General features: G+C 71.2%; 25 protein-coding genes and 3 pseudogenes. 14 read left to right on the forward strand and 14 right to left on the reverse strand.

What is annotated here, in order from left to right; genetic code table 11:
* Positions 1-134: 134 nt before the first annotated feature.
* Positions 135-899, reverse strand: a complete 765-nt coding sequence (locus L942_RS06120; protein ID WP_051165749.1) for a GAF and ANTAR domain-containing protein — start codon at positions 897-899, stop codon at positions 135-137.
* Between the two features lie 145 nt (positions 900-1,044).
* Here L942_RS06120 and L942_RS06125 point away from each other — a divergent pair, with 145 nt between their 5' ends.
* Positions 1,045-1,542: a MarR family transcriptional regulator gene (locus L942_RS06125; protein ID WP_106964809.1), complete on the forward strand. Its 498-nt coding sequence runs from the start codon at positions 1,045-1,047 to the stop codon at positions 1,540-1,542.
* 140 nt (positions 1,543-1,682) lie between these two features.
* Here L942_RS06125 and L942_RS06130 read toward each other — a convergent pair whose 3' ends face one another.
* The 7 genes from L942_RS06130 to L942_RS06160 all read right to left on the reverse strand — a co-directional run bounded on the left by L942_RS06130 (position 1,683) and on the right by L942_RS06160 (position 6,440).
* Positions 1,683-2,012 carry a hypothetical protein gene (locus L942_RS06130; RefSeq protein ID WP_037355984.1) on the reverse strand — a complete coding sequence of 110 codons (330 nt, stop codon included), beginning with the start codon at positions 2,010-2,012 and terminating at the stop codon, positions 1,683-1,685.
* A 66-nt stretch (positions 2,013-2,078) separates the two neighbouring features.
* On the reverse strand, positions 2,079-3,269 hold the full coding sequence (locus L942_RS06135) for a PP2C family protein-serine/threonine phosphatase (protein WP_037355987.1): 1,191 nt from the start codon (positions 3,267-3,269) through the stop codon (positions 2,079-2,081).
* Positions 3,269-4,288 (reverse strand): SpoIIE family protein phosphatase, encoded by a 1,020-nt coding sequence (locus L942_RS06140; protein WP_037355990.1) that lies wholly within the window; start codon positions 4,286-4,288, stop codon positions 3,269-3,271. The genes L942_RS06135 and L942_RS06140 overlap by 1 nt, the downstream gene beginning before the upstream one ends.
* Entirely contained in the window at positions 4,285-4,722 is a 438-nt protein-coding gene (locus L942_RS06145; RefSeq protein WP_037355993.1) for an anti-sigma regulatory factor, read from the reverse strand. The genes L942_RS06140 and L942_RS06145 overlap by 4 nt, the downstream gene beginning before the upstream one ends.
* Positions 4,712-5,104 carry an STAS domain-containing protein gene (locus L942_RS06150; protein ID WP_037355996.1) on the reverse strand — a complete coding sequence of 131 codons (393 nt, stop codon included), beginning with the start codon at positions 5,102-5,104 and terminating at the stop codon, positions 4,712-4,714. The genes L942_RS06145 and L942_RS06150 overlap by 11 nt, the downstream gene beginning before the upstream one ends.
* Positions 5,101-5,970: an STAS domain-containing protein gene (locus tag L942_RS06155; RefSeq protein WP_037355999.1), complete on the reverse strand. Its 870-nt coding sequence runs from the start codon at positions 5,968-5,970 to the stop codon at positions 5,101-5,103. Before L942_RS06155 ends, L942_RS06150 begins: the two co-directional genes overlap by 4 nt.
* Positions 5,971-6,059: 89 nt before the next feature.
* Positions 6,060-6,440, reverse strand: a complete 381-nt coding sequence (locus L942_RS06160; protein ID WP_051165751.1) for a MarR family transcriptional regulator — start codon at positions 6,438-6,440, stop codon at positions 6,060-6,062.
* Positions 6,441-6,658: 218 nt separating this feature from the next.
* On the opposite strand from L942_RS06160, the gene L942_RS06165 reads away from it, so the two are divergent.
* Positions 6,659-7,849: a PP2C family protein-serine/threonine phosphatase gene (locus L942_RS06165; protein WP_037356002.1), complete on the forward strand. Its 1,191-nt coding sequence runs from the start codon at positions 6,659-6,661 to the stop codon at positions 7,847-7,849.
* An 18-nt stretch (positions 7,850-7,867) separates the two neighbouring features.
* Here L942_RS06165 and L942_RS06170 read toward each other — a convergent pair whose 3' ends face one another.
* Positions 7,868-8,368: an ATP-binding protein gene (locus tag L942_RS06170; protein WP_235078915.1), complete on the reverse strand. Its 501-nt coding sequence runs from the start codon at positions 8,366-8,368 to the stop codon at positions 7,868-7,870.
* Between the two features lie 142 nt (positions 8,369-8,510).
* Between L942_RS06170 and L942_RS06175 the strand changes: the two genes are divergently transcribed.
* Both L942_RS06175 and L942_RS42715 read left to right on the forward strand, forming a co-directional pair.
* Positions 8,511-9,116, forward strand: coding sequence for a DUF3558 domain-containing protein (locus L942_RS06175; protein ID WP_235078916.1), 606 nt, complete (start codon positions 8,511-8,513; stop codon positions 9,114-9,116).
* Between the two features lie 379 nt (positions 9,117-9,495).
* Positions 9,496-10,092 carry a bifunctional DNA primase/polymerase gene (locus L942_RS42715; protein ID WP_235078918.1) on the forward strand — a complete coding sequence of 199 codons (597 nt, stop codon included), beginning with the start codon at positions 9,496-9,498 and terminating at the stop codon, positions 10,090-10,092.
* A gap of 614 nt (positions 10,093-10,706) precedes the next feature.
* Here L942_RS42715 and L942_RS45825 read toward each other — a convergent pair.
* From L942_RS45825 to L942_RS06190, 4 genes and pseudogenes are all read right to left on the reverse strand, one after another.
* Positions 10,707-11,321 (reverse strand): annotated as a pseudogene (locus L942_RS45825) (cation:proton antiporter domain-containing protein); the annotation flags it as partial.
* Between the two features lie 164 nt (positions 11,322-11,485).
* Positions 11,486-11,923: pseudogene (locus tag L942_RS45830) on the reverse strand (hypothetical protein); the annotation flags it as partial.
* Positions 11,847-14,340, reverse strand: a pseudogene (locus tag L942_RS06185) (ATP-dependent Clp protease ATP-binding subunit). The pseudogenes L942_RS06185 and L942_RS45830, both read right to left, overlap by 77 nt.
* Positions 14,341-14,555: 215 nt before the next feature.
* The gene (locus L942_RS06190) at positions 14,556-14,954 is read right to left on the reverse strand and encodes a hypothetical protein (RefSeq protein WP_051165752.1); all 399 of its coding nucleotides are present in this window, start codon (positions 14,952-14,954) and stop codon (positions 14,556-14,558) included.
* A 107-nt stretch (positions 14,955-15,061) separates the two neighbouring features.
* On the opposite strand from L942_RS06190, the gene L942_RS06195 reads away from it, so the two are divergent.
* The 3 genes from L942_RS06195 to ligD (L942_RS06205) are packed head-to-tail and all read left to right on the forward strand — an operon-like array spanning position 15,062 to position 17,423.
* Complete coding sequence (locus L942_RS06195; RefSeq protein WP_037356005.1) at positions 15,062-15,622, forward strand: DNA polymerase ligase N-terminal domain-containing protein; 561 nt, start codon at positions 15,062-15,064, stop codon at positions 15,620-15,622.
* Positions 15,619-16,563, forward strand: coding sequence for a non-homologous end-joining DNA ligase (gene ligD / locus L942_RS06200; protein WP_037356007.1), 945 nt, complete (start codon positions 15,619-15,621; stop codon positions 16,561-16,563). The genes L942_RS06195 and ligD (L942_RS06200) overlap by 4 nt, the downstream gene beginning before the upstream one ends.
* Entirely contained in the window at positions 16,560-17,423 is an 864-nt protein-coding gene (gene ligD / locus L942_RS06205) for a non-homologous end-joining DNA ligase (protein ID WP_037356009.1), read from the forward strand. Before ligD (L942_RS06200) ends, ligD (L942_RS06205) begins: the two co-directional genes overlap by 4 nt.
* 200 nt (positions 17,424-17,623) lie before the next feature.
* On the opposite strand, the gene L942_RS06210 is transcribed toward ligD (L942_RS06205), so the two are convergent.
* Positions 17,624-18,367 (reverse strand): S1 family peptidase, encoded by a 744-nt coding sequence (locus tag L942_RS06210; RefSeq protein WP_037356011.1) that lies wholly within the window; start codon positions 18,365-18,367, stop codon positions 17,624-17,626.
* A gap of 187 nt (positions 18,368-18,554) precedes the next feature.
* On the opposite strand from L942_RS06210, the gene L942_RS06215 reads away from it, so the two are divergent.
* From L942_RS06215 to L942_RS06245, 7 genes are all read left to right on the forward strand, one after another.
* Positions 18,555-19,469, forward strand: coding sequence for a hypothetical protein (locus L942_RS06215; RefSeq protein WP_037356013.1), 915 nt, complete (start codon positions 18,555-18,557; stop codon positions 19,467-19,469).
* Positions 19,470-19,721: 252 nt separating this feature from the next.
* Positions 19,722-19,988: a gas vesicle protein gene (locus tag L942_RS06220; protein ID WP_037356062.1), complete on the forward strand. Its 267-nt coding sequence runs from the start codon at positions 19,722-19,724 to the stop codon at positions 19,986-19,988.
* A gap of 19 nt (positions 19,989-20,007) precedes the next feature.
* Positions 20,008-20,445 (forward strand): gas vesicle structural protein GvpA, encoded by a 438-nt coding sequence (locus tag L942_RS06225; protein ID WP_051165753.1) that lies wholly within the window; start codon positions 20,008-20,010, stop codon positions 20,443-20,445.
* The gene (locus L942_RS06230) at positions 20,442-21,170 is read left to right on the forward strand and encodes a GvpL/GvpF family gas vesicle protein (protein ID WP_081654956.1); all 729 of its coding nucleotides are present in this window, start codon (positions 20,442-20,444) and stop codon (positions 21,168-21,170) included. Before L942_RS06225 ends, L942_RS06230 begins: the two co-directional genes overlap by 4 nt.
* On the forward strand, positions 21,170-21,406 hold the full coding sequence (locus L942_RS06235) for a gas vesicle protein GvpG (protein WP_037356015.1): 237 nt from the start codon (positions 21,170-21,172) through the stop codon (positions 21,404-21,406). The genes L942_RS06230 and L942_RS06235 overlap by 1 nt, the downstream gene beginning before the upstream one ends.
* 13 nt (positions 21,407-21,419) lie before the next feature.
* The gene (locus L942_RS06240; protein ID WP_037356017.1) at positions 21,420-21,998 is read left to right on the forward strand and encodes a hypothetical protein; all 579 of its coding nucleotides are present in this window, start codon (positions 21,420-21,422) and stop codon (positions 21,996-21,998) included.
* Complete coding sequence (locus tag L942_RS06245; RefSeq protein ID WP_037356019.1) at positions 21,991-23,010, forward strand: SRPBCC family protein; 1,020 nt, start codon at positions 21,991-21,993, stop codon at positions 23,008-23,010. The genes L942_RS06240 and L942_RS06245 overlap by 8 nt, the downstream gene beginning before the upstream one ends.
* Positions 23,011-23,014: the final 4 nt, after the last annotated feature.

Below are 23,014 nucleotides of genomic sequence, written 5' to 3' on the forward strand. Positions count from 1 at the left end.
CGGACGCCCGCGCTTACCAGTCCGGACCGGCAGCAGGTCCTCGATCAACGCCCACTGATCGTCTGAGAGCAACTGAAACCGCGACACGAGCAGCAGCATCCCAATAATCAACCGGGATATTTGTCAGACACGCCCTAGCCGTCCGTGCCGGGGCGGCACACCTCGTCGACGAATTGCTGTGCCAGGGTGCGGAGTTTGACGTTCGTGCGCTGGGATTGGCCGACGAGGATCTCGAAGGCTTCGTCGGCGGTGACGCGGCGGACGGCCATCAGGATGCCTTTCGCCTGGTCGATGACCGCGCGGGAGCTGAGCGCGGTCCGGAGTTCGTCGACCGTGGTCCGGGCGGTGCGGTGCCGTTGGGCTTGCCGCAGGGCGGCTTCGGCGGCGGTGGTGTAGAGCTCGAGCAGGGCGGCGTCGAGGTCGCTGAAGCCGTGGTCGCCCGCGCCGTAGAGAGTCAGCGAACCGGAGAACTCTTCGTCGAGGTACAGCGGCGCGGACAGGTAGCTGCCGACGGACGCGTCGCGGGCTGCGCTGACGAAGCCGGGCCAGCGTCCGGTGGCTTCGTCGGACACGGTGACGCGGACGACTTTGCCGGTGCGGGCCGCCTCCAGCGCGGGACCGGAACCGGCGTCGTACTGCGCCGCGGCGATGGTTCCGGCCTCGTCCGCGGTCGCGGCCACCGTGCGGGGAACGCCGTCGCTCACCACCGACACGCTGGCGTGGTCGGCGCCCGGGATGGCCGGAACGACCTGCTGGCAGAGCCGGTGCAGGATGGCCGGCAGTCCTTCTTCCTGGTCGAGCGTGTCGGACAGGCGCTCCAGCGCTCCGGTGACCTCGTCGACCCGGCGCACCACGCGCGGGTCGTCGACGTGGTCGGATGTTTCGTCGTTCAGCGACATTCCTTAGTCCTTGCGAAAAGCGATAAGCTGTTACCGTACGGCAACAGTTGCTCTATGACAATGATGGTCCGGCGAAGCCGGCGCGGTCCGGGGGCCGGGAGACCGGCGGTAAACTGCGGTGACGGCGAGACCCAGGGATGCCACAGTGAACGCAGCGAACCGGACCGGCGGGACACGGGCGGCCAAGCAGGCCGCGGCTGCCGTGGCGGACGCGGCCGAGCTGCTCGAGATTTTCTTCGAGCGGGCACGGGACGCGTCGCCGAGGCCGTTGTCGTTGTCGCAGGTGCGTGCGGTGGTCGCGCTGGACCGCTACGACGGGCTGAACCTGCGGACCCTGGCCGAGCTTCTGGGTTCGACGCCGCCGCTGGTGAGCCGGCTGTGCGACCGGCTGGAGGCGGTCGGGTTCCTGGTGCGGCTGCCGAACGCGCGGAACCGGCGGGAACTGACGCTCCGGCTCAGCGACGCCGGGCGGGCTTACCTGCAGGATCTGCGGGCGCGGCGCCGGGCGAGCCTGCACCAGGTTCTCGCCGGGCTGAGCGAGGAGGAGCGGGACGCCCTGGTGACCGGGTTGCGCGCGTTCGACGCGGCCGCCGCGCCGGAATTGCCCGGGGGACGCATTACGCCGTCGGCGAAGCGGTCCTGACCCCTGCGCTGCGGCGAGAGTTTCCCTTGCGCGGGTGCTGGACGCGGCCTCGCTCGTGCGGCGGGTCCGTGCTGTCCGCGGCCTGGACGGCGGTGCTGCCCAGCGGCTGCCAGGTCTGCCGCGGCTGACGAGCAGACCAGTCACGGAGCGGTGGCCCGGAACTGCTCCAGGTCTTGCAGAGCCGGTTCGGCGAGCCGGAGGGCGGTGGTGAAGCAGCCGCGGATGGCGAGGAGGTCCGCGACGAGTTCGCGCACCTCTCCGGCGTGGTCCCGGCAGAAAGCCGAAGGCGTCCGGTCGATCAACGCCGTCGCGGCGTTCGCCAATGCGGCCGTGGTGGCGACGATGCCGTGGACCGCCGCGTGCAGGTCGGCTGGCGCCGGCGCGGTCAGCCGTTGCCGGGCTTCTTCGACTGCTTCTTTTGCCCGGGCGAAAGAAGCAGTGAGGGCTTCGTGATCGGCCGCGGCGGTCACCGGTGGATTCCGCTCCGTGCGGTGCCCAGGGCGGGACGGGGGGATCGCGTCATCGTCGTTCTCCAGTCAGAGGTGCTCAGTTCGCCGCAGGGCCAGCAGGACGGTGTCGTCGGTGTGCAGCACGACGTCGTGCATCCGGGTCACGAGGTCGCGGGGGAGCGCGTCGATCGGGTGGCGGGCGTGCGCGGGCGCGTGGTCGAGCAGCCGGACGAGGCCCTCGTCGAGGTCGCGGCGGCTTTCGATCAGGCCGTCGGTGTAGAGCAGCAAGGTGTCGCCGGGCCGCAGCGTGCGGCGGGTGAGCGCGGGGCTGCCCGGGTCGGGGAATCCGACGCCGCGGCCGACGACCGGCGGAGGCAGCAGTTCCGCGGCCCCGGCCTCGGTCACCAGCACCGGAGGCGGATGCCCGCCGTTGGCCAGCGTCGTCTCGCCGGTCGCTGGGTCGACGCGGGCCAGCAGCACGGTGGCCATCAGGTCCGGTTCGATCCGCGCCAGCGTTTCCGCCGTACGGGCGATGAGGTTGTGGAACGGGTGCCCCTGCAGGGCCAGGGTCCGGATGGCGTGGGTGGCGGTGAGCGCGTGCCGGGTGGAGGTGACGCCGTGCCCCACCGCGTCGACGAGCGTCACGTGCAGCGAGCCGTCCGGCAGGACGAACCAGTCGTAGAGATCGCCGCCGGTCGGGGAGTCCGGGTCGGTCGGCGAATAGTGGACGGCGAGCCCGAGCCCGGGCGCGTCCGGCGGCGGGGGCCGCAGCGCGTCCTCGAGTTCGCGGAAGATGAACGCGTGCGCGGTGCGCAGCTGCTCGTCGCGCTCTTCGAGTTCGACGTACATCGCCAGCACGCCGCTGTTCGTCTCCGCGAGTTCGTGCTTGAGCTCGCGTTGCTGCTGGGCGAGGCCGTCGGCCCGGGCGATCAGCGCGAGCATCTCCTCGCGAGTGGCCGCTTCGTCGTCGGCCGGAGCGGGCACCGGGCCTTCGCCGGCGGGGAGATACCAGGTCGGGGTGGCGTCGTCGCCGGCGTCGGGCAGCAGCGGGAGAGCGTTGCGCCGGGCCTGTTCCACCGGTTCGGGCAGGCGGAGGGTGACGGCGAGCCGGTGCTCGGCGGCGGCCGTTTCGAGGACGACGCGCCGGCCCGCGCCGAGGGAGGCTTCGGCGAGCAGGGTCGCGGACAGGACGAGGCGCGCGCGGTCGTCGGCGGGCACGCCCGCGTCGGCGCAGGCGACGCGCAGGCGGCGGCGGAACCGGGCGAGGGCAGGGTGCATCAGGCGAGCCAATGGGGGTGCAGGGCGATCATCGCGGCGTCGTCGCGCGGATTGCGGTGGCGGTGGGCGAGTTCGGCCGCCAGCAGCAACGCGTTGGCGGTCAGGGGCAGGGCTTTGCCGCCGGGCGGCGGGGTCCGCCATCCGTGGCCGACGCCGTCGGTCTGCAGCAGGACGAGGTCCCCGTCCGACAGCGGGGCCTGGCGGACCTGGACGGCGGGCAGGCTGAATCCGACGATGCCCGGGACGCTCAGCAGCAGCCGGGGTTCGCGGCCCGGGCCGACCGCGGTTCCGCTGACGTTGCCGACGCCGCAGAAATCGAGCCGGTGCGGGGCGATCCGGGCGAGGGCGACGGCGGCGCCGCGGGTGGCCCGCAGCGCCCGGTGCATGCTCGCGAGCTGCTGGGTCAGCGGCCGGTCGGGGTTCTGGCCGAAGACGCGGACGGCGAGATCGGCGGCTTCGGCGGCGTCCGGGCCGTGGCCGAGCCCGTCGACGACGACGGCGGTCCAGCCGTCGTGCGCCTGCGCGACCGCCACCGCGTCCCCGCACTGCTCTTCCCCGTCGCGAGGCAGGCAGAAATGCCCGATCGCGGCGGCCCGGCCGGCGGGCGTGCCGGGGGCGAGCAGCCGCGCGCCGGCGACCGTCCCTCCGCCGGGCGCCGAGCGGATCCGGAACACGGTGGCCATCCGGCTGACCGCGCCGAGACCGGTGCCGAGGGTGGCGGTGGTCGAGTTGCCGTCGAGCAGCCAGTGCCCGACGTCGGCCATCCCCGGCCCGTCGTCGGCGGCCAGGACGTCGACGCCGTGCCCGATCGCCGACCGCTGCACCACGACCGATCCGTTGACCGCGTGCTTGTTGAGGTTGCTGGCCAGCTCCGACGTGACCACGGCCGCGCGCTCGGTGAGCACGTCGGGCAGCCCGGCGGCCCGGCCGGTCTCGCGGGTCGTGCGCGTGGCGGCGTACACGGCGCTGGCGTGGTCGACGCGCACGTGCCGCGAGGGCGGGAGAGCCGCGGCGCTCACGGTTTCCAGCGCACGATCGTGACCGTGGTGCCCTTGCCGGGCGCGGTGTCGAGACGGAACTCGTCGGCCAGCCGCCGGGTGCCGCCCAGCCCGTGCCCGAGCCCGGCTCCGGTGCTGAATCCGTCGGTCATCGCCTGCGCGACGTCGGCGATGCCCGGTCCTTCGTCGCGGACCCGCAGGCGCAGGCCGACCCGGCCGGTGTCGCCGCGCACGACCTCGATCGTCAGCGTGCCGCCCCCGCCGTGGATGTAGGCGTTGCGGACCAGCTCGCTGGCCGCGGTGACGATCTTGGTCTGGTCGACGATCGAGAAGCCCGCCGCGACCGCGCTGGCGCGCACCGCGTGCCGGGCGGCGAGCAGGTCCTCCTCGGCCCGCACGACGTGTTCGCCGGGCGGGGTGTCGTTTCCGGGATCGGTGAGTCCGTCAGGGAGCATGAGGCGCCTCTTCGGCGGCCTCGGCGGGCCGGCGCCAGCCCAGCAGCTCCATCGCCTGCTCGGCGGTGAGCGCGGTCTGGACGCCGGTGAGCTGCAGCCCCAGCTCGGACAGGGTGATCGCGACGGCCGGGCGCATGCCCGCGACGATCATCCGGGTGCCGAGCAGCCGTCCGGTGTCGGCCAGCTGCATCAGCACCCGCGCCACGAACGAGTCGATCAGCTCCAGCCGGGAGATGTCGATGACGACGCCGCGGATCCCCTCGTCGGCGATGCGGTTGGCGAGTTCGTCGGTGAACGCCAGCGCGGTGGCGTCGTCGAGGTCGTTGAGCAAACCGCTGAGCAGGACGTCGCCCAGCCGCAGGATCGGCAGCCCGGGGTTCACCCGTTCACCGCGCCGGCGCGGGGCCGCTCGCCCAGCAGCTGCATCGCGGTGGCCAGCGCGTCGGCGAGAGACCCCCGGGTCACGATGTGCGACAGGTCGATGCCCAGCTGGGTGATGGTCCGCGCGATCGGGGGCCGGATGCCGCTGATGACGCAGTCGGCGCCCATGAGCCGCACCGCGGAAACGGTCTGCAGCAGATGCTGCGCGACCGCGGTGTCCACTGTGGGCACTCCGGTGATGTCGATGATCGCGACGCGGGCCTCGTGCGTCTGGATGGCCTCCAGGAGGTTGTTCATCACGACCTGGGTGCGGGCGCTGTCCAGCGTGCCGATCAGGGGGACCGCGAGGATGTGCCGCCACAGCTGCACGACCGGGGTCGACAGCTCGAGCATCTGGTGGTGCTGGTCGCGGATGATCTGCTCGCGCCCGGAGACGTACACGGCGAACGACAGCACGCCCGCGCGGTCGAGCAGTTCGCTGACCAGGAGGGCGGCCCGGTAGCGCACCGCCGGATCGGCGGTGTGGCGCTCGATCGCGTCCAGCAGCGTCCGCTTCAGCGCCAGGATCGCCATCGCGGTGGCCGACGGCGCCGCACCCGCCCGTGCCCGCCGTTGCGACAGCGCGGTCAGCGCGTCGCGCACGCCCGGGTCCCGCTCCACGATGCGGGCCGCCGGCAGTTCGGCGCCGAGTGCGTCCCGCAGCGTTTCGAGCAGTTCCGCGGCCTCGCGGCGCAGCTCGCGTTCGTCGTGCGGCGCGTCCGGGACCTCCAGCTGCTGCCGGACCCAGTCGTCCACCAGGGCGGCGTGGTCCTCGTCCAGAGTCCGCGTCAGCAGACCCCGGACGTCGCCCTTGTCCGTGCCCGGCACCGTATCCTCCTGCGGTCAGGGCGTGCTGCGCCGCCGATCCATTGTTGTCATGTAACAACAGTGGAGGGTAGTGGTGCAACACCGGGGGCTCACCCCGGCCTGTCGCCGCGCTCCCGGACGGCGGCGACCGCCTGGTATTCCCGCAGCCCGCGGGCCAGTGCGGCCCGTCCGGCGGGTGTCATCCGGGCCAGCACCGCGCGGACGCTCTCCCGGCGGCGGGCGCGCAGTTCCCGCAGGTATCCGCGGCCGCGTTCGCTCAACCGCAGGACCAGCTCCCGGCGATCGCGCGAACTCGGCAGCCGTTCGAGGAAGCCGACCGCCTCGAGCCGGTCGCACAACCGGCTCGCCAGCGGAGGCGTCGAGCCGAGCAGTTCGGCCAGCGTCCGCAGGTTGAGCCCGTCGTGGCGGTCGAGCGCGACGACCGCGCGCAGCTGGGCGTGCGACAGCGGATGCGCCGGCACCTCCCGCATCCGCTCGACGACCGCTTCGAGCAGATCGGGGAGTTCGGCCGCCCGTCGAGGCCGGGCTGTTCGCGGGACCGATGCACGGCCTCCACTGTGGCATCCATATGCTGATCCGGCAGGACAGCTCACGCGATTGGCCATAGACCGGCACGGCGGAGCGGAGCAGACTCGCAAGACTGACCGCGTGCCGCCCCGGCGCCCGGCGGCGTGAGCAGGAGGCGGCGTTGGACAGATCCCTGGCGGTCGAGCGATTGCTGCGCGATGTGCCGCCCCACGACCTCCCGGCCGCGCTGCGCTCCGCGCTGGCCGAGCATTTCGGCGCGAAAGCGGTCGAAATCTGGATGGCCGACTACGCGCTGACCGAACTGTGCCAGGTGAAGACGCTGCCTTACACGACCGAACCGATCCCGGTCGAGGGCACCACGGCGGGGACGGCCTTCGTCGCCCAGGCCGCCACGTTCGACCACGACCGCGACGGCGTGACCGGCTACCTGCCAGTGAGCGTCCGCGGCGACCGGCTCGGCATCCTGGCGGTGACCCTGCCGGAGGAACCGGAACCGCAGGTCTGGGCCGAGCTGGAAAGGTTCGCCGAGGCGCTGGCCCACGAACTGTTCGTCGCCGACCGCGACACCGATCTCTATCTCCAGGCCCGCCGTTCGTCCCGGTTGACGCTGGCGGCCGAGATGCAGTGGCAGCTGCTGCCCGGCCGGGCTTGCACTCGCGCCGAGTTCGCCCTCGGCGGCCAGCTCGAACCGGCCTACGCGATCTACGGCGACTGCTTCGACTGGTCCGCCTCGGCCCAGAAGCTCGCCGTCACCCTGATCAACGGCATGGGCGAAGGCAGCGAAGCCGCGTTGCTGACCAACCTCGCGGTCAACGCACTGCGCAACGCCCGCCGGGCCGGCGTCGAGCTGGACGCGCAGGCCGAACTGGCCGACCAGGCGGTCTACGCGCACTACCGCGGCGGCGCGCAGGTGGCCGCGCTGCTGCTGGAGTTCGATCTCGCCACCGGCATGGTCGATGTCGTCGACGCCGGGTCGCCGCGGCTGTGGGTGCTGCGCGACGGCAAGGCCGAGCGGATCCATTTCGAGGAACAGCTGCCGCTGGGCATGTTCGAGGACACGGTCTACGCCACGCACCGGTTCCAGGCCGTCGACGGAGACCGGTTCGTGTTCGTCAGCGACGGCGTGTACAACGCGGCCGGGCTCCTCGACGAACACTACGGAGACCGCGAGCTGGCCGAAGCGGTGGTGACGACCGCCGACCTGCCCGCGGCGCACGTGCCGGGCCGGATGCTGCGCGAACTCGCCGTCCGCCGGGACGGCGCCGAAGCCGAGGACGACGCGATGGTGGTCTGCCTGGACTGGTTCGGGCCGACACCGCTGGCGGGCGGCACCATCGCGGTGGCGCGGTGAGCGGTGCCGGCCCGGGCCTCAGGCCGCAGTGTCCTGGCGCAGCGCAGCGGGCCGCCAGACCATCGTCACGGTCGTGCCGTGCTCGCCGGTGTCAATGCTCATCCGGTCGGTGACCTCGTCGATCAACGGCAAGCCCCGGCCGCCTGAGGACGGCGCGGCCTTCCGTTCGGGAGCGATGCCGCAGCCGGTGTCGCTCACCGTCACCGTCACGGTGTCGCCTGCCCAGTCCGCGTACAGCCGGGTCCACCCGGTGCCGCCGGGATAGGCGTGCGCCGCGACGTTGGCCAAGGCCTCGTAGGCGGCCAGCGTGATGTCGAATTCGCTGCGCGCGTCCAGCGGCAGTTCCTTCAGCCAGTGCGCGAGTTTCTGCCGCAGGATCGCCGCCTCGCGCGGCTGTGCCGGTGCGAGTTCTTCGAAACGCGACTTGACCGAAGCGTCAATGGGTGCACTGACGACGGGCGGTGCCGCCGGTTCGGCCTCGCTCCTTTCCACGCTCGGGTCGGGAGTATTCCGGTACACGATCTACTCCTTCCTGCCGCCGCCCGCGACTTGCGGCCGCGGGCGTTGAAACTGTGGGGTACCCGGGAGGTTCGTTTCTCATTCGTGATCTGCGTCCGCGGGTCTCCGCCGCTGGTGGAGCGGGCAAGATTAAAGTAGGGCGGTGACTTTTGCTCGGTTTCGCCTCGCGCTGGCGATCGTGGTGGCGGTCGCGGTCAGCGGGTGCTCCGCATCGGTCCAGGGGGTGGCGGCGCCTTCTCGTGCTGAGCAGAGCGGTCCGTCGTCCCCGCCGGGGAGCCAGATTGCGGTGGCGCCGAAGGTTTCCGCTCCGGTCAACGTGGACAAGTTCCTCGCGGATCCGTGCGGCATGCTGACGCCGGCGCAGCTGTCCGCGTTGCAGCTGAGCCAGCCGAAGGCGGACAAAGCGGCCAGCGGCGCCGGTTGCGGCTGGCGGTTCAGCGACGGATACACGGCGGTCAGCGCGACATTTCTGACCACCGTGAAAAACGGCCTGACCAACGCCTATCGGCAAAATGCGTCCGGCTATTACGAAAACGGCTACTTCGAGCCGACGGTCGTGAGCGGTTTTCCGGCTGTGCTGGCCAATACCGCGGACCGCCGGAGCCAGGGACAGGCGTCGATGCTGGTCGGAGTGTCGGACCAGACCGAAATGCTGGTGCTGATTCAGGGGACGCCGGGCAGCGACGCCACCCGAGCGGTCACGAACGTGACCAGGGCGGTTTTGTCGACAATGCAGGGTGCTGGCTGAGACGCCGCGATCCTGGGGCGCGCGATGCGGAACGGATCCGGTTCCGGCCGGCGGGTACTCCGATCGTGCTCACGGTTACTGCTGATGGGCAATCCCGCGCACGGCCTGGCGTGAGCACTTCGACAGGACGCGTGCGCCGATCAGTCCCGTCGCGCTGACGGCGGGGAGAAACCCTTCAGGGCGAAGCGGTCTTCCGTACCAAGTGACGGCCGCATCGCCGGTCGCGGGCGTGCCGTGGCTCGACGAACTCGGCACCGCCGGGCTCCCGGTTTGCGCCCGGTTCGCTGGCTGGTCCGCGGCTCGGCGTCGCCGCATGGTGGGCGGGCGGGGCCTCGGCTGCCGAAGCGGGCGGGGCTGGTTCTCGGAAGGGACTCTTGCGATGACCGCTGTTGCGCGCGGAAGCCGTTCCCGGTGCTTGGCCGCCGACCACGGGGTCGCGTTGCGTTCGCTGCGCACGGCGGCCGAGCACTACGCCGCGCTGGGGTGGCCGGTGCTGCCGGGGCCGGTGTGCGACGGGCTGACGACCTGGCATCCGGTCAGTTTCGAGCTGCTCGGCGGCCGGGAGGCGACGGTTCCCCGGTCCTCGGCGACCGTCGACCGGCGCGTGGTCGCGGGGTGGTGGTCGGTGCATCGGCAGGCGATTCTCGCGCCGGTGGGGGAGCACTTCGACGTCTTGCGCGCGCCGACGCACCTTGGCTGGCGGTCGCTCGCCGCGTTCGACGGCGGGCGGCCGCTCGGTCCGATGGCGTTGTCGCCGCACGGGGCGTTCTTCTTCGTGACGCCCGGCCGTTGCGGGAACTGCGAACTCGCGCCCGGGGTCGAGGTCGTTTCGCCGGGAGAACTCGTGGTCCTTCCGCCGAGCCGGGTCGTCGCGGGCGTCGTCTGGTGGCGCATTTCACCGCTGGAGCGCGACACGTTGGGCGACGGCGCGGAGATTCTGCGCAAGCTGGCCGAACTTTCGCGTGAATCGTCGTAACAGGGCATCACACGTCCAGGTGGTCTCGCGGTTGTCCGCGCGCTTGATCGGTTATCCGAGTGCGGACCGCTGGGCCGCGAGGGAAGAAAGGAGCGCCATGACTGTCTGGTGGGAACTGGCGGAAGCACCCGCGGGGATCCGGCCGCAAGCGCCGCCGTCCGCGGGGCGGCTGCGTCGGCTCGGGGTGCCGAAGGAGGCGCCAGCGGACCAGCCCGTTGCGGTGCGGGGATCTCGGCCCGGCGAGCGTGGTTCCCCGTCTGTGGCGGAGCGAGCAAGGGAAAGCCTTGGGCCGCAAGAGAGTCCTCCGCAAGAGCCGTGACCTTACGGTGACCGCACTGGATTGCCCCGCCACGTGGGCGGGTGATTTCGTTGGCGGACAAGGGTAATCGAGGGAACATGCTCGCTGCGCGGGGCGGGTGGGCGCTCGCGTCCGTGCTGAGCCCGGGCGGTCGCTTTCCGGCCCGCGCACCCGGGAAACGCGAGCATTTTCCGGGGGCTAACTGCCCGTCTCGTCCGGGAGCCGCCGCGGCACGCGCCCCCTGCTCCTCGACCCGGCGCATCACCGGTGCGGCCAGAATCCCGTGGATCAGCACGGAAAGCGCCACCGCCAGCGCGCCCGCCCGCCACAGCTGGTCCGCGCCGGGCAGGTCGGCCTGGTGGAGTCCGTAGGCCAGGTAGTAGAGGGTGCCGATGCCGCGCACGCCGAAGAACGCGATCGCCAGCGCGGCCCGTCCGCGGGCGGGGGACCGGAGGAGCGAACCGATCCCGGTCAGCGGCCGGACGACGAAGACCGCGACGGCCGCGAAGAGGATTTCGCGCACGGTGACTCCGCGGAGCAGACCATCGCCGAGCGCGAAGCCCAGTCCCAGCAGGGTGATCGCGACGAAAAGCCGTTCGAGCTGGCGGCCGAAGGTGTGCAGGACCTCGTGGTAGCCGTGCGAGCGTTCGCTGGTCCGCACGCACACCGCGGCGGTGAACACGGCGAGGAAACCGTTGCCGTGCAGCAGTTCCGCCACCGCGAACGGCAGGAAGGCCAGTGCCAGCAGGACCAGCCCGTCGGAGTATTCGGCCAGCCGGAAGCGCGACGACGGGATGCGGAAGAACGCCCACGCCAGCAGCCGTCCGACGACGAGCCCGACCGCCACGCCGATCGGCAGCGGTGCCAGCACGTCCGTGCCGATCGACACGTGCGTGCCGGCCAGCAGCAGCGCGACGAGGACGAACGGCATGGCGAGACCGTCGTTGAGGCCCGCCTCCGTGGTGAGCGTGAAGCGGATCTCGTTGTCCCGCGCGAGATCCGGGTCCGCGCCGGGTGCCGGAACCCGACATCCCCGGCCAGCACCGGGTCGGTCGGGGAGAGCGCGGAACCCAGCAGCACCGCGGCGGCGGGCGCGAGGCCGAGCCACCACCAGCCGAGCACCGCGACCGCCGCGATCGAAAGCGGCATGGCGACGAACAGCAGCCGCCACGGCGACATCCACTTGCGCACCCCGAACGGCCGGTCCACGGACAGGCCGGCGCCCGCGAGCGCGAGCACGATGCCGAGCTGGGTGAACGACTCCACGACGTCCGGGTGCCGGGCGGGGGAGGCCCAGTCGCCGAGGTACGGCAACGGCAGCAGACCGAGCAGGAGCCCGGCGAGCAGCATCACCAGCGGCGTGGAGAACGGGCGGTCGGCAACCAGTTTCGGCAGCACGGCCGCGGCGAGCGCGAGCAGTCCGGCGACGCCGAACACGACCGGGAGGTTGGGCACCTCAGGCGGTCGCCGAGGGGTCGAAGCGAAGTCCTTCGTCGCCCGCGTCCACCCGCACCACAGTGCCGGGCGCGACATCGCCGGACAGCAGCTTGCTCGACAGCGGGTTGTCCACGTACCGCTGGATCGCCCGCCGCAGCGGCCGCGCGCCGAACTGCGGTTCGTAGCCCAGCTCGCTGATCCGGCGCACCGCCTCCGGGGTGAATTCGACGGTCAAGCCCTGGGCGTGGGCCCGCCGTTTCGTGCGCTCCAGCAGCAGTTCGGTGATCCGGTCGAGCTGGTCGGCCTCCAGCCGCAGGAAGACCACGATCTCGTCGATCCGGTTGAGGAACTCCGGCCGGAACGCTTCGCGCAGCCGCCGCATGAGCCGTTCGCGCAGCTGGTCGCCGTCGCCGTCGGCGGGCTGGACGAAGCCGAGCGCGCCGTGGGTCGAGCTGCCGACCAGGTCCGAGCCCAGGTTGCTGGTCATGATGAGCACGGTGTTGGCGAAGTTGACCGTGCGGCCGCGCCCGTCGGTGAGCCGGCCGTCGTCGAGGACCTGCAGCAGCACGTTGAACAGATCCGGATGCGCCTTCTCGATCTCGTCCAGCAGCACCACCGAGTACGGGCGGCGCCGCACGGCCTCGGTGAGCTGGCCGGCGTCCTCGTACCCGACGTACCCGGGCGGCGAACCGATCAGCCTGCTGACGGTGTGCCGCTCGGAGTACTCGCTCATGTCGATGCGCACCATGCTGTCCTGGTCGCCGAACAGCGCCTCGGCCAGCGCCCGCGCGAGCTCCGTCTTGCCGACGCCGGTGGGACCGAGGAACAGGAAGCTGCCGAACGGCCGGTCCGGCTCGGCGAGCCCGGCGCGGGACCGCCGCACCGCCTCGGCGACCGCGCGCACGGCGTCGTCCTGGCCGATCACGCGGTCGTGCAGGTGCTCTTCCAGGCCCAGCAGGCGTTCCCGTTCGGTCTCGGTCAGCCGCGCGGCCGGCACGCCGGTCAGCCGGGAGACGACCTCGGCGATGTCCGCGTCGGTGACCTCCACCGGGCCGCCGGGGCGCTCGACCGGTTGGTCGAGGCGTTTCCGCAGGTCGGCGATCTCGTCGCGGAGCGAGGACGCGCGTTCGAAGTTCTCTTCGGCGACGGCTTGGTCCTTCTCGAGCCGCAGCTGGTCGAGCCTGCTCTGCAGCTCGCGCTGGCCGTCCGGCTTGGTCCGCGCGCGCAGCCGCACGCGAGCCCCGGCCTGGTCGATCAGGTCGATCGCCTTGTCCGGCAGGAAGCGTTCGGTGAGACAGCGGTCGGACAGGTCGACGGCCGCCCGCAGCGCGTCGTCGGTGTAGTGGACCTGGTGGTGCGCCTCGTAGCGGTCGCGCAGGCCGTGCAGGATCGACACGGCGTCCTCGACGGTCGGCTCGGGCACCAGGATCGGCTGGAAGCGGCGTTCGAGCGCTGGATCCCGTTCGATGCCGGTGCGGTACTCGTCGAGCGTGGTCGCCCCGACGATGTGCAGTTCGCCGCGCGCGAGCGCTGGTTTCAGCATGTTCCCGGCGCCTTGGCCGCCGCTGCCCTCGCTCGCTCCGGCGCCGACGATGGTGTGCAGCTCGTCGACGAAGACGATCAGCTGGTCTCGGTGCTCGCGGATCTGCTTGAGCAGCGCGGACATCCGCTCCTCGAAATCGCCGCGGTACCGCGTTCCGGCGACCATCGCGGTGAGGTCGAGCTGGACGACGTGCCGGCCGCTGAGGAGGTCCGGCACGTCGTCGTCGGCGAGCCGCTGGGCAAGGCCCTCCACGATCGCGGTCTTGCCGACGCCGGCCTCGCCGATCAGCACGGGATTGTTCTTGGTGCGCCGCGAAAGCACCTCGACGGGTCTGCTCGATCTCGTCGTCCCGGCCGATCACCGGGTCGATGCGGCCTTCGCGGGCGCGGGCGGTGAGGTCCTCGCCGTAGTGCGCGAGGGTCGGGGTGTCCTGGAGCGGGGTCGCCCCCGGCCCGTCCGCGGGGGAATCCTGCCGGAGACGGTCGATGGTGACGCCCTCTTCCCGGAGGATGCGGCCCGCTTCGGACTCCTCGTTGGCGGCCAGCGCGGCCAGCAGGTGTTCCGGGCCGATGAAGGGGGAGCCGAGGCCGCGGGCGAGCTGGTGGGCGTCGATCAGCGTGCGTTTCGCGCCCGGGGCCAGCGCGGACGCCGTGGTCTCGCCGCTCGCCGCGTGGTCGCGTTCGATGCGTTCGGCGACCTTGGCCGGGTCGACCCCGGCGCGGGCGAGCGCCTGCGCGGTGGCCGGCAGCTGGGTCGCGGCCCACAGCAGGTGCTGGGTGTCGACATGCCGTCCGCCCCACGCGCCCGCGCGGTCCGCCGCCTCCGCGACGAGCCCGCGGGCCTGGTCGGTGAGCAGCCGCGACACGTCGACCGAGTAGCCGCGGCGGCCGGGCGCGGCCTGGCCGAAGAACTGCGACAGGAACTGGTCGAACGGGCTGTTTCCCTGCCCGGGCGGGAAAAATCCGGTCATCGGAGCGCTCACATCTCAACGGCTCGAAATCGGGGTCGGAAGGGCGCTTACCCGCTGTCCCGGGCGGTAAACGGGCGCCCGGGCAGACCCGGTGCGGACCGACGACGAGACCGGCGCCCGGGTGTCTGCCGACCAGGCCAGCTCCGACGAACTCGGCGGCCGCGTCCTGGTCGTCGGCGAAAACGGCGGTTTCACCGTGCGCTGAGGCCGCGGGCTCACCGGAGGCCGGCGGCCCAGAGCAGGCAGTGCACCACCCCGGTGAGCCCCGCTTCCCGCGCGGCCAGGCCGAGCTGGACCTCGAGCGCTTCGGGGTCGCCGTTCAGCTCCGCCAGCACCGCCCGCAGCGCGGCGCGCACCCCGGGGCCGAGCTCGTCCACGTCGGCGGCCACCGCGTCCTCGCCCACCGCCACCGCGGTGAACACCGCGTCCCGCGGCTGCGGCCCGAACCGGTCGGCGACCGCCTCGCAACAGCGGTGCACCAGGCCGCGCAGCACGCGCAGCCGGGCGGGCGGGGTGTCGAGTCCGCCGAGCAGCCGGACCACCTCGTCGAGGTCGCCGGTGCGGGTCGCGAGGACGAGGTCGTCCGCGAGGGAGGCCGTCGGATCGGGGGCCATGGGTCGCTCCTTGCCTGCCGGGAACCGTTCGCTTACCCGGGTGGCGAGCGGTCAATCACGTTTCGCGCCCCGGGTGCGGGGGCACCCGGACGAGCGGAGGTGGTGGGATGTCCTCGAAGGACCGGCTGGCCGAGTACCGCGCCAAGCGCGACCGGCGGCGGACGCCGGAACCGAGCGGGGGCCGCCGGAACGCCGAACCGGTGTTCGTCGTCCAGCGGCACGACGCGAGCAGCCTGCACTTCGACTTCCGGTTGGAGATCGGCGGCGTCCTCGTCTCGTGGTCGGTGCCGAAGGGCCCGTCGCTCGATCCCCGGGACCGGCGGCTCGCCATCCGCACCGAGGACCACCCGCTCGACTACGCGCGCTTCGAGGGTGCCATCCCGGCCGACGAGTACGGCGGCGGCACCGTGATCGTGTGGGACACCGGCACGTTCGACATGCGCACCGGCGATTCCGCCGAGAAAGCCCTCGAAGACGGCCACCTCAAGGTGTGTTTGCACGGCGAAAAGCTGCGTGGCGCCTTCTCCCTGATCCGCCGCAGCTCGTCCGGCCAGGAGCAGTGGCTGCTGATAAAAAAGGACGACGAGGGCGCCGACCGCCGCCGCAAGCCCGCGAAGACGCAGCTCGAATCCGTCCTCACCGGCCGTACCAACCAGGATCTCGAATGACCGGTCCCGGCTGGCGCGAGCCGACCCTCGCCACGCTCACCGACCGCCGCTTCTCCGCCGAAGGCTGGATCTACGAGCGCAAGCTCGACGGCGTGCGCGCGATCTGCGTACGCGACGGCGGCGCGGCCACGTTGTACTCGCGCAACCACAAGGTGATGGACAGCGCGTATCCGGAGATCGTGGAAGCCCTTGCCGGGCAAGGCGGACCACGGTTCGTCGCGGACGGGGAGATCGTGGCGTTCGACGGCGACCAGACCAGTTTCGCCGCGCTCCAGCCACGTATCCACCTCACCGATCCGGAGCGCGCCCGGGCGACCGGCGTGCGCGTGTACTACTACCTCTTCGACCTGCTGTACTACGACGAGCAGGACACCACGGCGCTTCCGCTGCGCGAGCGCAAGGCCATCCTGCGCGACGCATTCGCCTTCGAAGACCCGCTCCGCCTGTCGGCACACCGCAATACCGAGGGGAAGAAGTTCTTCGAGGAGGCGTGCCGGCGCGGCTGGGAGGGCGTGATCGCGAAACGCGCGGACGCGCCGTACCGCCACGGCCGCTCGCCGGACTGGCTGAAGTTCAAGTGCCAGCAGGGGCAGGAAATGGTGATCGGCGGATTCACCGCGCCGCGGGGCAGCCGCGTCGGTTTCGGCGCGTTGCTGCTGGGCTACCACGAAAAGGGGAGGCTGCGGTACGCGGGCAAGGTCGGCACCGGCTTCGACCGCAAGGTGCTGACCTCGCTGCACGCCGAGCTGACCCGGCGGGAAACCGACCGCTCGCCGTTCGCCGATCCGGTGCGCGAGCCGGGTGCGCGCTGGGTGCGGCCCGAGCTGGTCGCCCAGATCGGCTTCTCCGAGTGGACCCGCGACGGCCGGTTGCGCCATCCCCGGTTCACCGGCCTGCGCGAGGACAAGCCGCCCTCCGACGTGATCCGGGAGCGCCCGTGAAGATTTCCCATCCGGACAAGGTTTTCTACCCCGGCGACGGGCTCACCAAGGGCGACGTCGTCGAGCATTACCGCACGGTCGCGTCCGTGATGCTGCCGCACCTGCGCGGCCGTCCGCTCACGCTGCGGCGGTATCCGGACGGGATCGAATCCGAGGGCTGGTTCCAGAAGCATCCGGGCGAGCATTTCCCGTCGTGGCTGCGCACCGAGCGCGTGCCGCGGCGGGGCGGCGGCACCGACGAGTACGTCGTGTGCGACGACGAGGATTCCTTGCTGTACCTGGCCGACCAGGGCACCGTGGAGTTCCACGTCTGGCTGTCCACTGTGGACGCCCCGGAGAAACCGGACCTGCTGGTGCTCGACCTGGACCCGCCGGACGGCACCGACGTCGCGGATCTGCGCGCCGCGGCCCGCCGCATCCGCGACCAGTACGCCGACGTCGGCCTCGCCGCGTATCTGCAGGCCACCGGCGGGCGCGGCTTCCACGTCGCGGCGCCCCTCGACGCCACGGCCGCCACGGACGTGGTCCTGGAACTCTCGCGAGCCTTGGCGGACCGGGTCGCGTCCGCCGACCCGGACCACTTGACCACCGCCCAGCGCAAGGACCGGCGCGGCGACCGCGTGTTTGTCGACGCGAACCGCAACGGCTACGCCCAGACGTTCGTGGCCCCGTACTCCCTGCGCGCCCGCCCCGGCGCGGCTTCGGCGACGCCGCTGGACTGGTCGGAACTGGGCAAAGCGGAGCCGAACGGCTGGGGCGTGGAGAAGCTGCATCGGCGGTTGGCGCGCAAGGACGATCCGTGGCGCGAGATGGCAAAGGAGGCTGGGTCGGCGGAGAAGGCGTTGGAGCGGCTCGGCTGAGGCGGGGTGTGCTGCGCTTCCGGCGAGGCCGTTGGATTGGCTGAGCCGAACGGGTGGGACACGGAGAAACTGCACCCGCGGTTGGCGCGCAAGCACGTGGCGCGGGCGAAGGAGGCTGGGTCGGCGGAGAAGCCGTGGAGCGCATTAGGTGAGGCGCGCCGGAGGGTGCGCACTGCCCCTCCGGCGCGCCTTACCGCCGTTCAGACCCCGGAGACCTGCTGAATCCAGTCCCGCCCGGCGGCGACGCTGCCGTAGGTCGTGACGCTGGACCGGTCGCTCGTCGAGCACACGCCGACCTGGACGCCGTCGTCGACCATCGGGCCGCCCGAGTCGCCGCCGGCCACCGCGCCGTTCGGGGTGCTCGCCGTGATCGCGGGGCCGCCGGCGTTGTCGCTGTCCTGGGTGTTCGTGATGGTGACCTCGGCCTTCTTCAGCACGCTCGACTGGTGGTGGCCCTCGTCGGTGCTCTGCGTCGCGCCCCAGCCGTACACGGTGGCGCTGTCGCCCTCTTGCGCGTCGTTGGAACTGCTGGCGAGGCGGGCGAACGTGCTGCCGCCGTCGGTGTTCAGCTTGATCAGCGCGAGGTCGCCGCCGGAGTACACGTAGGTGGACGCGGCCTTGGCGTGCACGCCGCCGCTGGCGCTGTTGGAGCCGATGTACAGGTCGATGTCGGTGAGGCGCTGCCCGTTGTTGTCGTACATGCAGTGCTTCGCGGTGAGGACCCAGCGGCTGCCGATCAGCGTGCTGGTGCAGAAGAACGTGTAACCGTTGGCGTGGCCGTTGAACCGCGTGATGTATCCGGGGTTCTGCGCGGTGCTGCCGCCGATGATCGACGGCTGGGCGCCGGGCGCTGCGGGGCTCGCGGACGCGGGGGTCACGGCGAACGCGCCGAGCGCCGCGCAGGAACCGGTCAGCACGGCGAGGGCCCGGGTGAGTGCGCGCATGTCGCTCCTTGGGGAAGGCGTTTCCGATGGGGACGTTTCCGAACGTAAGCAGCGCGGCCGGGCGGCGGAATCCGCCGAACCGCCCGTAGCGGGCAAGCGGCGGCGACGCGACTTTCGGCGGGTTGCCAACCGGTGAACGGATGCCGAGAATCCGAGCGGAGCGGTCCGTTTTTCCAGGAGAGGCGAAATGCGGTTGTTCGCCCCGGCTGCGAGCCGGGAGCGGCTGGCCCACGCGCTGGCCGAGGGGCCCTTCGAGCGCGCCCTGACGCTGGCGATCGAGCGCAGCGGCCTCGGCCTGGCCCGGCTGCGCGAACGGCTCGCGGCGTCCGGAGCCCCGGTCAGCACGACCACGCTCAGCTCGTGGCGCACCGGACGCAGCCGTCCGGAACGACCGGAATCGTTGCGGGCACTGGCTTTGCTGGAGCCGGTGCTGGACGTGCCGCCGGGTGCGCTGCGCGCGCTGCTGGACCGGCCGCGCACCGGCGCTCCGGTCCCGCGTGCGGCGCGGTGGGACCGGTTGTGGGAGAACCGCAGCCTGCTTCCGATGGTGCTGAACTCGTTCGAGGACTCTTCGCCCGAATCGGTCAGCGTGCACGAGACGCTGCACGTCGACGCCGCGGGACGGATGCGCAGCCTGCACGTGCGGGAAGTGCTGCGAGCGCTGGAGGAACCGGCGTTCGTGCGGATCGTGGCGCTGCGCGGGTTCACCCCCGGACGGTCGCCGGAGCTGGTGTCGGCGCGGTATTGCCGCCCCGGTTGCGTGCGGGCGGCGCCGGAGCAGGCGTTCTCGGTGACCGAGCTGGTGCTGGACCATCCGCTGGCCCCGGGCGAGACGGGAATCGTCGAGTACCGGTTCGCGTTCCGGGACGAGGAGCCGGATTCGCGCTACGACCGGCGGTTCCGGCTGCCGATCGCGGAACACCTGCTGGAAGTGCATTTCGATCCGGCGGCGCTGCCCGCGGAATGCGTCGCGTACCGGCAGGATTCGCCGGCCGGGCCGGAGCTGGAGACCGCCGAGGCGCGGGTGCGGCCCGGCGTGCCGGCCCACGTGATCCGGACCGGGCAGGGGCCGGGAATTCACGGGATGCGGTGGCGGTGGTGATTCGCCGCCTCCATTGCGGACTCCGTTGGTCCTTTGTGGATGGCCGCGGATTTCCCTTTGGGCGCGGCGCTTCGCACCCGCGCGGCTACTGAGGGTTCGGCATCTGCGCTGACTGGCGGGCAGTGCTGCGCTGTTCGGCCCAATTTCGGTTTTCCTGACGAGTAGCCAGTTTTGGCCGGGGCGGTCCGGGTAGCCGACTTCACATGTTTCATCGGCCTGACGAAAGCGGACGCGACGACGGCCGGAGGCGCGATGGCTGAGGAGAGCCGGTCGCCCGCCGGGCTCATGCGCGACGCCCGTGCGGTGTTCGAGGAACTGACCGGAAAGGACATCGAATCCGTCTCGGCGTTCACGAAGGACGGTGACGGATGGCAATTGCTGGTGGAAGTGCTTGAGCTGGAAAAGGTTCCGGACACCACCAGCCTGATGGCCACGTATCGCGTGCGGGTCGACGGGCAGGGCGGCTTCCTCGGCTACGAGCAGGTGCGGAGGTACGCGCGCGGCCAGATCGACGCGTGAGGAAAGGGAAGGCGATTTCATGACCATGGCGACTGGACGTTCCGGCTCGAACAGCCCGGCGCAACGCGGGCCGGGCAGCGGGAACCTGTACGACATCCTCGAACTGATCCTGGACAAGGGTCTGGTGATCGACGCGTTCGTGCGGGTTTCGCTGGTGGGCATCGAACTGCTCACTGTGGACGCCCGGATCGTGGTGGCCAGTGTGGACACTTACCTGCGGTTCGCCGAAGCGTGCAACCGCCTGGACCTCACTCGCGCGTCGAGCGGCACGACGCTGCCCGATCTGCTGGGCGACGTGTCCGAGAAAGGCGCGAAAGGAAAGTCCAAAGGCGCGCTGACCGGAGCGGTCGAGACGTTCGCCGAGCAGTTCCAGAAGTCCAGCGACAAGGACAACCAGGAGGCTGAGGAACGTCCCCGCAGCCGCAGCCGGCGCAGCACCGCGAGGTCGAGCGAATGAGCACCTACCTGTACGGCATCACCTTCGCCGATCATCCCGTCGAGGTGGGCGATCTGCGTGGCGTCGGACCGTCGCCGTCGCCTGCTCGTGTCGTGCCGGCCGGCGACCAGCTCTGCGCGGTGGTCAGCGACGTCGATGGCGAACTTCGGGCCAAGCGCCGGGATCTTCTTGCGCACCAAGAGATATTGCAGGCATTGTGCGAGCAGGGACCGACATTGCCGATGCGCTTCGGTGTCGTCGCGGATGACGACACCGCGGTGAAGGAAGAGATCGCGGCCAAGGCCGACGTGTACGCGGCCGCTCTGCAACGCGTTCGCGGGCACGTCGAGATGAACGTCAAGGTGGCGCACAAGGAAGACGCCGTGTTGGGGCAGATTCTCGCCGGAGACGACGAAATCCGGAACCTGGCCGCGAGTCTGCGGGAAGACGCCGGTCGCGGGCAACCGGAACAAGTCCGGTTCGGCGAGCTGGTCGCCGGCCGGCTGGAGGAGCGCGAGGGCGAGGACGCCGACGCGATTCTCGGGTTTCTGCGTCCGCTGGCGTCCGAACATTCTCCGGGGCCGCGGGTGGACGGATGTTTCTTCAACTGCTCCTTCCTGGTGCCGCGGGAGAAATTGGCGGAATTCCAGGACACGGTGCAGCGGTTGACGGCGCTTGTCGAGGAGGTGGCGGAGGTCCGCGCACAGGGGCCGTTGCCGCCCTACAGCTTCACCGAGGACCAGTAGTGGGACTGCTTGGTGAGATTCTCCTGCTGCCGCTGGCGCCGGTGCGCGGCGTCGCCTGGGTGGCCGAGAAGGTCATCGATGCGGCCGAGCAGGAACGGATCGCGCAGCTGCGGAGGGAACTCGTTGCCCTGGAACGGGAACTGGTGACCGGCACCGTGAGCGAGGAGGAGTTCGACCGCAGGGAGGACGAAATACTCGATCTGCTCGAAGAAGTCGACCGGGGGGTTGCCGGATGAACGGAGCGAACAGATGACACCGGGAATGAAGATCGCGGCCGCCGTGGTCGGCGGTTACGTGCTCGGGAGACGGAAGAAAGCCAAACTCGCCGTCACCATGGGCGCCTGGCTCGTCGGGAAGAAACTGAATCTCGACCCGAAGAAGCTGCTGTCGGACGTCACGCGCGAGCTGGCTTCGTCGCCCGAACTGGCCGGGGTCCGGGACCAGGTGCGGGACGAGGTGCTGGGGGCGGGCAAGACGCTGGCCGCGGACATCCTGACGCACCAGGCGGGACGGCTGGCCGGTTCGCTGCAGGAGCGCACCGACAGCCTGCGGGACAAGGCCGCCGGTCTTCCGGCGGCGGTCACCGGCCGGGACGGCGCGGACGATCGGGAACCGGAAGAAGCCGATGACGCCGAGGACAGCGGTGCGGAAGAAAACGACACCCCGCCTCGTGCGCGCAAGAAGCCGCGCAGCGCTCCGCAAAGGGAGCGCAAGCCTGCGCGCAAGACGTCCGGCAGTTCGTCGAGTTCGACGACGCGGAAGCGGGCCTCCTCCGGAGGCCGTGCGCAGAAACGTTCCTCGGGCGCCGCGGGGGTGAACCGTGGCTGAATCCAGTTCTGGCAACGAAGAACTCGGTCCCTTGGCGAAGCTTCGGGAACTGGCCTCGCGCAATCCCGCGACGGAGCAACTGCTGCACGCCGGGGAGGAGTACGCGCAGGCGAAGGCCGAACAGGTGATGTCCTCGGCGGGCTCCAAACTGGGGGAGGCGTCCCGGCGGCTGGCCGACGCGGGCGGCAGCGGCTCGTTGAAGGGATTGTTCAGCGCGGGCGAAAAGATCGCCGAAGGGAAATCGCCGGTCAAGGCGGCGGTCGAGGCCGGCGGAAAAGCGCTCAAGAATTCGGTGTCCGGCCTGTTCGGCAAACGCGGTTCGGGCGGCAAGAAGATCATCAACATCGTGGAGGACATCGACGTCGGAGTCCCGGTCCGCGAGGCGTACGACCAGTGGACCGAATTCCAGAAGTTCAGCACCTTCGCCAAGGGGGTGACGAGCGCGGAGCGGACTGACGAGACCACTTCGCAGTGGCGGTTCAAGATCTTCTGGTCGAACCGGTCGATGAAGGCCACGATCACCGAACAGATCCCCGACGAGCGGATCGCGTGGACCACGGACGGGGCCAAGGGCACGATCAAAGGCGTGGTGACATTCCACGAACTCGCCCCGAACCTGACGAAGATCCTGCTGGTCATCGAGTACTACCCGGCCGGGTTGTTCGAGAAGACCGGCAACATCTGGCGGGCGCAGGGCCGCCGGGCGCGGCTGGACCTGAAGCATTTCCGCCGGTTCGTCACGATGGCCGGAGAGGCTTCCGGGGACGGCTGGCGCGGCGAAATCCGCGACGGCGAGGTCGTGCGCTCCCCGGAGGAGGTGCGCGAGGACGAAACCGACGACGGACCGGGCGAGGACGAAGACGTCCGCGGCGACGAGTCCGAGGACGAGGAGTTTCCCGAAGAAGACGAGGACTTCGACGAGGACGAGGACTTCGACGAGGAAGACGACGAGGAAGACGACGAACCCGAGGACGAACGTCCCCGGGGCCGCCGGGCCGCCGCGGCGCGGTGACGAG

The organism is Amycolatopsis orientalis DSM 43388 (assembly GCF_000411975.1).
Taxonomy (GTDB): domain Bacteria; phylum Actinomycetota; class Actinomycetes; order Mycobacteriales; family Pseudonocardiaceae; genus Amycolatopsis; species Amycolatopsis orientalis_D.

Excerpts from the sequence above, each read along its gene's own strand:
- L942_RS06120 (WP_051165749.1), bottom strand. The coding sequence starts at position 899 with ATGTCGCTGAACGACGAAACATCCGACCACGTCGACGACCCGCGCGTG.
- L942_RS06135 (WP_037355987.1), bottom strand. The coding sequence starts at position 3,269 with ATGCACCCTGCCCTCGCCCGGTTCCGCCGCCGCCTGCGCGTCGCCTGC.
- L942_RS06145 (WP_037355993.1), bottom strand. The coding sequence starts at position 4,722 with ATGCTCCCTGACGGACTCACCGATCCCGGAAACGACACCCCGCCCGGC.
- L942_RS06160 (WP_051165751.1), bottom strand. The coding sequence starts at position 6,440 with ATGCGGGAGGTGCCGGCGCATCCGCTGTCGCACGCCCAGCTGCGCGCG.
- L942_RS42715 (WP_235078918.1), top strand. The coding sequence starts at position 9,496 with ATGACCGCTGTTGCGCGCGGAAGCCGTTCCCGGTGCTTGGCCGCCGAC.
- L942_RS06190 (WP_051165752.1), bottom strand. The coding sequence starts at position 14,954 with ATGGCCCCCGATCCGACGGCCTCCCTCGCGGACGACCTCGTCCTCGCG.
- L942_RS06195 (WP_037356005.1), top strand. The coding sequence starts at position 15,062 with ATGTCCTCGAAGGACCGGCTGGCCGAGTACCGCGCCAAGCGCGACCGG.
- ligD (WP_037356007.1), top strand. The coding sequence starts at position 15,619 with ATGACCGGTCCCGGCTGGCGCGAGCCGACCCTCGCCACGCTCACCGAC.
- L942_RS06210 (WP_037356011.1), bottom strand. The coding sequence starts at position 18,367 with ATGCGCGCACTCACCCGGGCCCTCGCCGTGCTGACCGGTTCCTGCGCG.
- L942_RS06215 (WP_037356013.1), top strand. The coding sequence starts at position 18,555 with ATGCGGTTGTTCGCCCCGGCTGCGAGCCGGGAGCGGCTGGCCCACGCG.
- L942_RS06220 (WP_037356062.1), top strand. The coding sequence starts at position 19,722 with ATGGCTGAGGAGAGCCGGTCGCCCGCCGGGCTCATGCGCGACGCCCGT.
- L942_RS06225 (WP_051165753.1), top strand. The coding sequence starts at position 20,008 with ATGACCATGGCGACTGGACGTTCCGGCTCGAACAGCCCGGCGCAACGC.
- L942_RS06230 (WP_081654956.1), top strand. The coding sequence starts at position 20,442 with ATGAGCACCTACCTGTACGGCATCACCTTCGCCGATCATCCCGTCGAG.
- L942_RS06240 (WP_037356017.1), top strand. The coding sequence starts at position 21,420 with ATGACACCGGGAATGAAGATCGCGGCCGCCGTGGTCGGCGGTTACGTG.